7 protein-coding genes are annotated in these 12,085 nt (G+C 56.4%); 4 read left to right on the top strand and 3 right to left on the bottom strand.

Translation table 11 applies throughout. The annotated features are described in order from the left end of the window. Positions 1-343: 343 nt before the first annotated feature. Positions 344-1,888 (top strand): thiamine phosphate synthase, encoded by a 1,545-nt coding sequence (locus tag Mal52_RS23385; protein WP_145378935.1) that lies wholly within the window; start codon positions 344-346, stop codon positions 1,886-1,888. A gap of 43 nt (positions 1,889-1,931) precedes the next feature. Here the strand turns inward: Mal52_RS23385 and Mal52_RS23380 are convergent, their stop codons facing one another. Both Mal52_RS23380 and Mal52_RS23375 read right to left on the bottom strand, forming a co-directional pair. After that, positions 1,932-3,038 (bottom strand): SPFH domain-containing protein, encoded by a 1,107-nt coding sequence (locus tag Mal52_RS23380; protein WP_145378934.1) that lies wholly within the window; start codon positions 3,036-3,038, stop codon positions 1,932-1,934. 244 nt (positions 3,039-3,282) lie between these two features. Next, positions 3,283-4,665, bottom strand: coding sequence for a Gfo/Idh/MocA family protein (locus tag Mal52_RS23375; RefSeq protein WP_145378933.1), 1,383 nt, complete (start codon positions 4,663-4,665; stop codon positions 3,283-3,285). Positions 4,666-5,449: 784 nt separating this feature from the next. Here Mal52_RS23375 and Mal52_RS23370 point away from each other — a divergent pair. Continuing rightward, positions 5,450-7,891: a protein-disulfide reductase DsbD family protein gene (locus tag Mal52_RS23370; RefSeq protein ID WP_145378932.1), complete on the top strand. Its 2,442-nt coding sequence runs from the start codon at positions 5,450-5,452 to the stop codon at positions 7,889-7,891. 87 nt (positions 7,892-7,978) lie between these two features. On the opposite strand, the gene Mal52_RS23365 is transcribed toward Mal52_RS23370, so the two are convergent. Then, entirely contained in the window at positions 7,979-9,880 is a 1,902-nt protein-coding gene (locus Mal52_RS23365; protein WP_145378931.1) for a hypothetical protein, read from the bottom strand. Positions 9,881-10,446: 566 nt separating this feature from the next. Here Mal52_RS23365 and Mal52_RS23360 point away from each other — a divergent pair. Both Mal52_RS23360 and Mal52_RS23355 read left to right on the top strand, forming a co-directional pair. Next, complete coding sequence (locus tag Mal52_RS23360; protein WP_145378930.1) at positions 10,447-10,890, top strand: ribosome-binding factor A; 444 nt, start codon at positions 10,447-10,449, stop codon at positions 10,888-10,890. Continuing rightward, positions 10,887-12,032, top strand: a complete 1,146-nt coding sequence (locus Mal52_RS23355; RefSeq protein ID WP_145378929.1) for an RtcB family protein — start codon at positions 10,887-10,889, stop codon at positions 12,030-12,032. Before Mal52_RS23360 ends, Mal52_RS23355 begins: the two co-directional genes overlap by 4 nt. The last annotated feature ends 53 nt before the right edge of the window (positions 12,033-12,085 follow it).

Below are 12,085 nucleotides of genomic sequence, written 5' to 3'. Positions count from 1 at the left end.
CCTTGTGAAAGCAGCAACTTCACAATTCGATTCCCTTTTCGGTACAATGCAAGTTCCGAGGCTGCTGGTCGAACAAACCCAAACTCGCCCAACTGCAAAGTCTTCCTCATCCATTGAAATTATCAGGATATACCGCGAATTCTAGTAACCGTTCGCGCCAATGGCAAGACGTTCCGATAGGCGGAGCCTGTTAAGCGGCGGCGAGTGCATGACTTGCAAAGATTGCCCTGCATTGGAAGACACCTTTGCTGTGCATGAAAGTCGTAAACCGGCTCTGACTGTCTCGACAATAAACCAATTTCATTGAACTTCGCCGATTTGGCCCCAAAGCCGCACATCCAAAATGCAACAACCGTTGACTCCCGCTGCCCAAAGAGTTCTAGACCGGGCGACCGAAATTGCCACAGCCGGCCAATCGGCAACCGTGGCTCCGCTGCATCTATTGCGTAGCCTTTTGCTGGAAGAATCGCGTGCGAGCGAGATTCTGGGCGGATTTGATGTGGCGATTTCCACAGTGGAGACGGTTTTCCCTGATGAGAAGAGCGTGCCGACTGCTGAGACGACCGCTGAATCGGAACAGTCTAAGCTGGTCCCGATGGATGAACAGGCCGCTTTGGCCGTTCAGGAAGCTCGGCACTTAGCGGGTATTCAAGGACGGCACAGTGAGGTCGGGACCGAACATCTGCTCTGGGGACTGCTGGTCGTCGACTCCGATGTTTCGACGTGGCTCCACGAACAAGGCGTGCAGCGCGAACAGCTCACGCAACTTGTGGATGAGAAAACAGGATTCTCCGCTGAGCCGCTGGTCACCGACGTCAGGATCGAATTCTCACAACCCAGTGTTTCGCAACGGCACAATGCGCTGCGGATCATCGACGCTGCTGCCAACCGCGCTCGCGAAGGGGTGCGTGTCGTCGAGGATTACGTCCGTTTCATCAGCGACGATGCGCATTTGTCTACGCTGCTCAAAAGTTGGCGGCACGATTTCACTGCGGCAATCTCCACAATCGCGCCGCACGACTTGGCAGCGGCGCGGGATACCCTGTCGGATGTGGGGACGACGATTTCCACAACCGCCGAAGCGCAGCGTGATTCCACCGCAGAGGTACTACAGGCGAATTTGAAACGCGTGCAGGAAGCGGTGCGGACGTTGGAGGAGTACGGCAAAGTCCTCGCTGCGGACCTGGGCGGACAATTCGAACAACTCCGCTATCGGTTTTATACGCTGGAAAAATCGATCCTGTCGACGCTGCACAATCAATCACGGCTGGCTGGACGCAATTTGTATTTGCTGGTCAGCGAAGCGCTGTGTCATCACGGCAGCGGACCGGCGATTCGCGAGGCGCTTGCCGGGGGCGTGAGCATTGTGCAGCTACGCGAAAAGGAAATGCCCGATCGAGAATTGGTCGAATTCGGCCGCCGCGTCCGGCAGTGGACCCGCGAAACGGGAGCATTGTTCATCATGAACGACCGTCCCGATTTAGCCGTGCTGACCGATGCCGATGGCGTGCATGTCGGCCAAGAGGAACTGTCGGTCAAAGATGCCCGGCGGATCGTGGGGACGGAAAAATTAGTCGGCGTCTCCACGCACACCATCGAACAAGCGCGGCAAGCCGTAATGGAGGGCGCCGATTACATCGGCGTCGGTCCGGTCTTTTCCAGCACGACGAAACAGTTCACGGATCTGGCGGGGCTGGAATTCGTCCGCCAAGTTGCCGCGGAGATCACCCTGCCCTGGTACGCCATCGGCGGCATCACAGCGGACAACATCGCCCAGGTCACAGAAGCCGGCGCCACGCGAGTCGCCGTCAGCAGCGCCGTCTGCTCAATGGAAAACAGCCAAACTGCCGCCGCGCAGTTAATGACAGCGTTGCCCAACGAACCGTAATCGGCAAGTACCTTCCTCAAGCCTGTCCCCTCACGCCTCAAGCCTACTTCGCCGGCGGCGGTGGCGGCGGAGTCGCGGCGAATTGCGAGGCGAGTGCGGGGACTTGTCCGGCGGTTGTCCAGGCGGGCATGCCGGCGGACCAGACCATCGAATCGGCTGTGACTTGTCCAGCAGCGATGCCTTGCGACAGTTGTTGTGCAGTGAAGGGGCCTTGTGTTTCGCCCCCCACAGCAATGTGCCAAGCGACGGCGCCGGGGGGAGGCGGAGGTGCGGGCATGCCGGGTCCTGCTTGCCCCGCGCCGCGGAACATTTGATTGGCCATGGCAAATCCCATCCCCAGTCCCATCCCTTCGGACGCGCCGCCACCGGCCGGGTTTTCCGCGGCGGCGGTCATGGCTTTGCCCATTTGGAACTGTTGGTAGCGGCTCATGTCGCCGATGACTCCCATGCTGCTGCGGGTGTCGAGCGCCTTTTCGACTTCTTCGGGGAGTGAAATATTGACGATGAATAACTGCGGAATATCGAGTCCGTATTCATCGTCGACCCGTTCGACGGCTGCCTCGCGCAGGTCGCCTGAGAGGGCGCGGTAGTTGGCGGCGAGGTCCAATGCGGCGATTTGCGATTTGCCCAGCATGGTGGCAAAGGCTTCGCTGATGATTGAACGCATCAACTCGTTGATTTCATCCGACGAGAAATCGCTGTCGGTCCCGACCAATTCTTTGAGCAGCGATTTCGGCTCGACCGCTTTGAGGGTGTAGGTGCCGAACGCGCGGAGGCGGATGGGACCGAAGTCGGGGTCGCGGAGCATGATCGGGTTGGGGGTGCCCCACTTTAGATCGGTGATCTGCGTGGTGCGGACAAAATAGACTTCGGATTTGAACGGACTTTCGAAGCCGTGCTTCCAGCCTTGCAGTGTGCCCAGGATTGGCAGGTTATCGGTGGTGAGTTCGTAATGTCCCGGCTCGAAGACGTCGGCCAATTCGCCACGATGCACGAAGACAGCGGTTTGTCCGGGACGCACGATCAATTGCGCGCCGTTTTTAATTTGGTTGTGGTACCGCGGGAACCGCCAGACGAGTGTGTGGTTGGTGTCGTCAATCCATTCGACAATATCAACCAATTCGCCGCGCAGTTTATCAAGCAATCCCATGGCCATCTCCTTGGTGAACGCAAATTGGGTGAAATGTACTGCCCGTATAGGCCGAGTGGAAATGCGGCGCGCCCCGGTAATGGGGGCGCACCGTGATCAAAGCTAATGCATCGTCCGCTTAAAAAACTCAACTAAACAACTCAACATCGGGTGCCACTGGCGGCTTGTCCGCCAGTGCAAAATCGTGCGATGGAATTAACACTGCTGGACAAGCCAGCAGTGGCACCCTGTAATCAATGATCGACTACGTTCCGCTGGCGACCAAATACGAATCGCGGCTGCGGCGTGAGGTTAACGCTTGAGCCTGCTCGTCGCCGACGAATTTTTCGGCTTTGGGATCCCATTTCAGGTCGCGGCCCAACATCACGGAAATGTTGCACAGATGGCAAGAAGTCATTGTGCGGTGATGTGTGCTGACGTCGGAAATCGGTTGCTGGCGATCCTCCAGACATTCGAAGAAGTTCTGCATGTGGTTGCCAGGCGTTTTGCCTTTGTACAACTCGGCCACCAAGGCATTGATTTCTTCGTGGTCGGATTCGCTCAACTCATCGATGAGTTTGCCTTCCAGTTTGCCACGGTTGACGAAGATGCGACCGTTCTCACCTTCGAACAAGATGCCGTTCCCGAATTCGATGTTCGAGTCCGGGCGTTTGTAAACGTCGTTGACGTTCATCACCGAGCCGTTCTTGAATTTCAAATCGATGTCAAACGTCACAGCGGTATTGAACCCGCTGGGAAGTTTGGCGTCGCCATTGAGGAACGCATCCCAGTTGAAATCGTCGGGGACGATCGGCGGGAAGGTTCCCTTGCCCACGACTTCGACCGGGCCGCTCTTGTCGTAGCCGAGCGCCCATTGGGCGATGTCGATGTGGTGCGCGCCCCAGTCGGTCATTTTGCCGCCGGAATACTCAAACCACCAGCGGAATTGCTTGCGGCGTTCTTCGGAGTAATCGGCCTTCGGTGCGGGGCCGACCCAGAAATCCCAATCGAGACCTTCGGGGACAGCAGTCGATTCGAAGGGGCCTTCACTGGGGGCACCGCCGATGGCGACGTAGGCGTTGACGTTTTTCCCCAGACGACCGCTTTGCACGATGGCGACCGCTTTGAGGAACCGGTTCTCGTTTTCACTACGCTGTTGTGTCCCGACCTGAAACACGCGGCCGGTCTCTTTGACGACGTTGCGGACGTCGATACCTTCTTGAATGGTCAGCGTGAGCGGCTTTTCGCAGTAGACGTCACAGCCAGCGCGGAGGGCGGCGATGGCGATCGGCACGTGCCAATGATCGGGGGTGCCGATGGTGACGACGTCCGGTTTTTCTTTTTCAAGCAAAACGCGGTAGTCGGTGTACTCGTTGAGCTTACCTCCGAAATCCTTGTTGAATTCAGCTGTATGCACGGAGTCGACATCGCAAACGGCGATCGTCTTTCCCAGTTTCGAGGCCTTGCGCGCGATGTGTCCACCTTGATTGTAACGTCCCCGGCTGCCGCCGACACCGATGGAGGCGACGGTCGGCTTGCTGTTGAGATTACGACCAAAAGCCGTGTCAGGCGTCCAGATCAACGGGGCCGAAACCAGTGCACCGGTCGCGGCCGATTTTTTGAGAAAGTCACGTCGTGTTGAGGTCATTCGAGTTCTCTCCAGATAGGAACGTTAGCTGATGCAACCAAGGTATTCGCTGCGACAATTCACGGCAACAATTTTAAGTGGTGACAAGGAGAGTACGCTCAATCACGGTTAAATGCGGGTTCTCTCTTCTTAATTATGGTATTGCACGCAGCGTGCCGGATCAATCGTACGAAGTGTCGACCAGGTAGCGGAAATGGGAACCCCTGAGATTTACTGCTGGAATCCGCTGTTTTTCGCCTGTTTTGAGATAGGCCCCGCTCACAGCATGCCGTTGAGCCCATGCCGGTTAGCGCGATTAAACCGTTAATTCCACGGTTCTAACGGCGACGAATTCCCCGCACGCTGGAGGGCGACAACGTGAGAAAACTGGGCAATGAGATGGCGATTCTTCAACAAGTCCGATTGCCGCGATTTTGCAATTTAATGTATGATACGGCGATTGGTGCGCCGCGCTCTCAGTTGGGCGTGTGCGAATACTGTCAACAACATGAACTGTAATCCACGGCACAGACCGCCACGGGATTGCCTTCCGATAATACTCTGTCACGATGTCTCTACCGGCGCCAAGAAATGTCGGTGAATGTCTGGCTGTCGCTCCCCAGCGTTTCGTCGAATTGAAAAACGTGGGTGCCACTGGCTCTGCCAGTGTTTTACAAGTTTTGCCCCCATTTCGTGTTGCACTGGCAAAGCCAGTGGCACCCAACACAAATAATAATGTCATGACAAACTGCTAGTTGGCATCTCAAACTCCCCTTTATCGCTCTTAGTTGCCCAGGAAACCCCCATGAGAATGTCCCGAAATGGTTTCGGTTCGCTATTTGCATTGCTGCTGGTTGCCGTGGTGGGACTCGCCCCACAGACTGCGGCGGCGCAGGACGATCTTTTCCAGACGGATCTCTTCGGCAGCAAGCCGCCGGTCAACGATGCGAAAAACGCGATCAAATATGACGCGAAAATCGTGCCCGCTGATGCTGCGCCGGGGGACGAAGTCACTTTGCAGTTGACCGCCACGGTTGCTGAGGGTTGGCATACCTTTTCTCTGACCCAAACCGGGTTTGGCGGATCACCGACGGTGATTGCGCTGGACGACCATGGCCCGTTGAAACCATTGGGCAAAACATTTACCGCCTCTCGAGCGCCACAGATTCATGAAGAGAAACTGGGCGAGACGCAAATGCGGCTGGAGGAATACTACGGTCAGGTCACGTTTTCCCGGCGATTTCAAATTCCCGCCGATGCCAGTCCGGGAGAAGTCACCGTTTCCGGGCAGATCACACATCAGGTCTGCAGCGAAGGGCTTTGTGTTCCCGGCAAGTCAGCCTTTCAGGCCACGGTGAAGATCGGCGAAGGCAAATCGTCAGCGAACCTCGCGGCCACCGGTGAAACGAAATTCGAACATGATTCGAGCGTGTGGCTCGTCTCGCTTTCCTCGGGCGAAGCAGCTCCGGGAGAGACGGTTGAACTGCGCGTCGAAGCGAATATCAAAAACGATTGGCATACGTACGGTTTGGACCAAACCCGTCCTGAGGGATTGGGACCGTATGCGACGGCGTTACAGATTCAAAAATATGGTGAGTTAAAACTCGATGGAGATTGGACGGTCGAACCGGCTCCGCACGCTGCGAACGAACCGTTGTTCGGCGGCATTGAAGTTTTAGAACATTCTGGGCGTGTCGTGTGGACCCGTTCGATTACGGTTCCTGCCGATGCGTCGCCCGGCGATTACCCCATTGGCGGCGAGGTCGCTTTTCAGTCATGCACCGGCGTGAAATGCGTTTCGCCTGTCGCGTTCAATTTTGAGGGGAATCTGACGGTCACCCCCACACCGGCAGTTTCTCCCGTGGTGTTTGGTGTTTCCGCACCCATCAAGGGCGGTATGGCGGCTGGGTTTATCGAAGAGGTCATGGCACAGCGGGCCGAGATGCGGTTGGAGCGGCAAGCCAATGGTGGGGACGCGAATTATACCGTCATCGGAGAAGAGAACTCCGACTATGGATTGGCGATGTATCTACTGTTCGCCTTCATTGGCGGCATGATTTTGAATGTCATGCCCTGTGTGTTGCCGGTGATTGCGATCAAAGTGATGAGTTTCGCACAACAAGCGGGTGAAAGCCGTGCACGGATCTTTCAGCTCAATGTTGTGTATTCGCTGGGTGTACTTGCCGTGTTTATGGTTTTGGCAACCTTGGCGGTCTTTTTGGGTTACGGTTGGGGCGGGCTGTTTCAAAATGCGAATTTCAATCTGATCATGGCGTGCGTCGTGTTTGCTATGGGACTGAGCCTGTTGGGCGTGTTTGAAATTCCCATGCCGGGTATGGTCGGCGCGGCAGCCGGCAATCAACATCAAGAAGGACTGGTGGGGGCCTTCTCCACAGGTATTCTGGCCACACTCTTGGCGACCCCCTGTAGCGGGCCGTTTTTAGGAGCGACGCTGGGTTGGTCGATTACACAACCGACGCTGATTGTTTACCTCGTGTGGGGCATGATGGGCTTAGGGATGGCGTTTCCGTATCTGATGATCGGCGCATTTCCCTCGACGGTCAAATGGCTGCCCAAGCCGGGGAACTGGATGGTGCGGTTGAAGGAATTCGCCGGTTTCGTGTTGATGGGAACCGTGATTTTCATCGTGCACATTCTGCAGGATGACTACACCATCCCGGCGTTGGTCATGCTGCTCGGCATTGCACTCGGTTTGTGGATGATCGGCAACTTGTACGACATCAACTCGCACATCCGTCACAAAACGACCGTGCGGGTCTCTGCCATCGTACTGACCGGCGTTATTTGTCTGTTTGGGTTCAATCTGACGCTCAAATCCGAAACGGAACTGCCTTGGAAGCCTTTCACGGAAGCCACGTTGAATGCATCGTTGGCCGAGAATAAAACGGTCCTGGTCGATTTCTCTGCCGACTGGTGTTTGACCTGCAAACGGAACGAAAAGTTTGCATTGAACACCAAAAAGACTTTGGATTTGGTCCAAGACCATGATGTCGTCACGCTCTATGCTGACTACACCGGCGAGTCTGAGGAGATCAAACGCTGGCTGGATAACTTCGAAAGCATCAGCGTACCGCTCACGGTGATCTTTCCCGCCGGTCAGCCCGATAAGGCGATCGTCCTGCGCGACTTGTACACCGAGGCCATGCTGCTGGAAAATCTAGAGAAGGCAGTCAGCGGCAAGAAAACAACCGCGAACGCTGTAGCGGTGGACGAGGTTCGTCGATAACGGATTATTTATGGTGCTAAGAACGTAAAAAGTGGCCGGCGCAATGCGCCGGCCACTTTGCGTAGAGACCTGTTGAAATATGCGGGCCTAAAAATCTGCGTCAGCCGGAACGGCCTCTTGCACTGGGGCGAAGTGCTGAACGCGGCGAGCACTAAACATTGGGATGATCGTGCTCATGGCCGATCCAACAGGCAGCGGCAGCGTGCTGGTCGAGGTCGTCATGATCCCCTCAGGAGTCCGGACAGTCGACGACGTATACGGGCCAATGTAAGGTAGGATCGCGCGGGCCGACGGGATGTCGAAGATGTCGATCGTCACCGCCGCATTGGATTGCACCTCGGTCATGATTATTTGACCGAAATAGGGGACCAGCGAATAGAGCAGCTTGGTGGTCGCCTCCGCATCCCAATAGGTCAGCGACAGCAGGTCGCCGTCGGGGAGCTTGAAATCGTCCGCCATTTGATCGGCAAACGATTTCTCTTTCGACTTGAGGAATCGCAATTGCGACTTGATGCTTTGTGGGTGCAGCGCCAAGTACAATCGCTCCTTGGTCAAACAGAGCGCCGGTGCCAGCGGGACGTCGTCATCGTCCACGACATTCAGGTAGTCGATATCTTGCCCCAGGAATTCCCGGTTTTTCATCTCGGCGCCCCGTGCGCTCATGCCGTTGTTGATGATGCCCGGCAGGTTGAGTTTGATCAGTTCCAAGACTTTATCGTAGGTCGCTTGCGCCTGTTCCGCATCACGGATGTCGACGGTCAACACGATTCCAGAGAACAACAGTCCGCCACTTGAGGGGCTATTGTGCAAAGTCCAAACGTCACCCACGGCGGTGAGCACGTCGTTTTCGACCGACAGGCCGGTTTCGTTATCGATTTCTTGGATCGCGTCCTCCAAAGCCTGCGCCGGGCCTGGTCCGACGGCTGAGAGGATCTGACGGACTTCCTCCAGAATTTTCGTCACATCAATGCTCAAAGCATATGCAAAGTCGACATCCGCTGGGATGTGCTGCACGTCCTCGGTTTTGATGCCCCGAGCAGCTGCCAACTTGAGAATGCCGTTGGTCTTGCCGCCGGTGGCGATGAAATTGCGGCAACTGATTTGGCCATTGGTTTCAATCCCACTGGACGAGACAAAGTAGTCCAATGAATCCAGCCCCAGCATCTGGGCAGTGCCCGCCGCATCGATGCCGGCCGGTTCCAGGATCGAGGTGACGACCTTGAGCAATTGCCGTGTATCGACCCAAGTAACTCCGCCAGCGCGTTCGAAGCTGACCCGCTTGACTCCCGCTTGGAAACGCTCGTCATCGGCCAGACCGTTTGATTTACCGTCGAGACCGGCAATCGCCGCATCCAACGTGCCATCGCCCAGAGCCAGAATGAAGTAGTCGTTGTGGCGGTGAACGGTGACAGGAATCCCCGGCAGCGGTACGGGGAGTTGCAAACGGTCCAATGATTCGCGGCGTTCCCCCCCGGGAAGAAATTGCGTCAATTCCAGAAAGTCGGCGGCAATTTGGTCCGCCTGTTTTTCGCCGTTGATGACCAAAGCAAACCGCACCCCTTGAGCGACCGACATCATCATCGCCGGCGGCGTGTCGCCGTTGATGATGTGGTCTTCCTCGTAACTGAGGTACAAGCAGCCGGGATGTTTGAGTAGTTCAAAGCCCAAGCGGGGCAGGACTTCGCCGAGCACTTGTTCTTCAGGAGAGCGGTTTTCGGTTTCGGCAATGACACCGTCGACGATGGCGGAATGGACTTTTTCGAGAAATTGTGCGACTTCCTGATCGGCGATCATCCCTTCGACGCCCGGCGCTCCTGCTTTGCCCGCTCCGCGCGCCGCCCATTCGGTGTAAACAATCGCATTGGTCGGTGGTAAACGCAGCAGCGCTTCGTCACGCGGTCCCGGCGGCATCCCCAACAACGGCCCCAGCCCACCGCCTGTCAACAAAATCAACAATATTTCAGCGAATCCCATTCCCACCCCGCTCATTTCCAACTCCCTGATTTTAAAAGTCCATTTCAATGGTTGCCCTGACGCCGAAAACGGGCAATTCGTCCGTCGCGATGTTTTATTAGCACCGATTCTCGAATCGTACCGACGCAAATGTTGCAATGCCAGTGTTGATCGGAATCGAGCTGAAAGACGTCGCGGCCAGAGAGCATTGCTTGAACTTGGGAAAAACTTGTCGGCCAAGCGAACCTGAAAGGCTGCAGTGGTGTCCCCCCAAAGCTTCGATTTTTTAATGACCGCCCACTTCTTATTTCCCGGAGGCCGACGATGCGTATTTCATACCGCTTTACTGTTCCGTCGAGCCTGTGCATGGCACGGAGATAAGACGCTTTGCCGGCAACCTGAGTTGCCGGGCTACCGCTGCGCTCATTCCTCCCCGGTTGCCGAGCTAGGCTCCTCCCCGATCGAGCAACGATTCTGAGTGAACCGTTCGCGCCGAGTTGCGGCTGTGCCGTACTCGTTCTGCGCGCCAAATCTCTTCAAAAAATCTAGATGCCCGTCTGATTCGCGCCACGGCCGAATGTCGACAGGCATTGGGGAGCGGTATGAAATCTGAACGACAGTTGCAGGAAATTCTCAAGTCTTTGTGCGGATCTCCAGGAGCCGAAGATGGCTCGGATCCCCGCGAATTTCATAAACAGCGCGGACGCGATAAGTCGCTTCGCAAAACGTATCAACTATGTAAGCAGGTCGACGAGGTTCTTGGCTACGTACTTTCTGGCGAATGCGACGATGATGTTCTGCGCGATTTTTACGTCAGCAGCGTCGTACCGGCACCCGATGCGTCGCGATTGCTGGTGACACTCTGCCCTTATTTTACGGACACGGTTTTCCAACCGGTCCAGGTGCTCGAGCGGCTTGGTCATGTGGCGGGTAAACTTCGCAGTGAAGTTGCCGCCGCGATCAATCGACGTCGCACCCCCGAGTTGATGTTTCAGGTCCTGGCTTCTCCGGCGGAGACTCCTTCGCAACAGGAGGACCAACAATGAAGGACTCAGGTCTACATGAGAAAATCCAGGCATGGCTCAGCGAGCCAATGCCTGGCGAGGTTCGTGCGTCGCTCAATCGTTTAGCGGCGCACGACGATGTAGGGCACATGGCCGTCATGCCGGATGTACATTTGGCTCGCCATGTCTGTGTGGGAACCGTTATCGCGACCGCGACGCAGATTTTTCCAGCAGCGATTGGAGGCGACATTGGTTGCGGCATGCTTGCCGTCGCCTTAACCGCGGACGCAGACCGCATCAACAACCCTGTGGCTGCGGCAAAGATCCTCTCCGGGCTGTATGAATGTGTTCCCGCCGGCCGGCATCGTCGCTCTCACACGGTTGCGGCGCTCCCGGAGGAACTGAACAATTTGCCGCTGAGCCATCCGCGACTAGAAACATTTAGTCGTCGAGATGGTCGGGTGCAATTGGGCACACTCGGCCGCGGAAATCATTTCGTGGAGTTCCAGGCCGATCCAGAGAACCGGCTGTGGTTGATGCTGCACAGTGGTTCACGAGGAATGGGACAGGCGATCACGGCGCATCATTTGGCGGTCGACGCGTGTTCGCCAAACAAAACAGTCGCATGGGATGCCGAATCTCGCAACGGCGCCGCCTATCTCACCGACATGCGATGGGCCATCGCCTATGCATGGCAAAATCGACTGGCCATGATGACGGCGATCGGTCGACTACTCCAACAAGAATTCGCCATCGATCTGCAACGAGAGACCCTGATTCATTGCGATCATAATCATGTCCGACAGGAAACACATTTCGGCCGCGAGCTTTGGGTGCATCGCAAGGGGGCATTGCCGGCGACTGCGGGAGAGCAGGGGGTGATTCCCGGTTCGATGGGCACACGCAGTTTTCACGTCGTGGGACGGGGTTGTGCAGAGGCTCTCCAATCCAGTTCCCACGGCGCCGGCCGCGCACTCAGCCGCCACGACGCACGGCGGGTCATCGGCCAGAAAAAACTTGAACGCGAGATGCAGGATGTCTGGATTGATCGGCGGCGTATGGAAAAATTCCGCGAAGAAGCCCCGTCGGCCTATAAGGAGATTGGGCGGGTCATGCGGGCACAGCGCGCCCTGACGCGAATCGAACGCGAGCTGAGACCCGTGCTGTGCTACAAAGGGACTTGAATTGCCGGTGAATCTCGGAAGGTCTGTCGAATTCCGTGAGCCTACGGCAGCGC

The sequence above is a fragment of the Symmachiella dynata genome (genome assembly GCF_007747995.1).
Lineage (GTDB): Bacteria > Planctomycetota > Planctomycetia > Planctomycetales > Planctomycetaceae > Symmachiella > Symmachiella dynata.
This window is presented reverse-complemented; position numbering and strand designations above follow the sequence as displayed.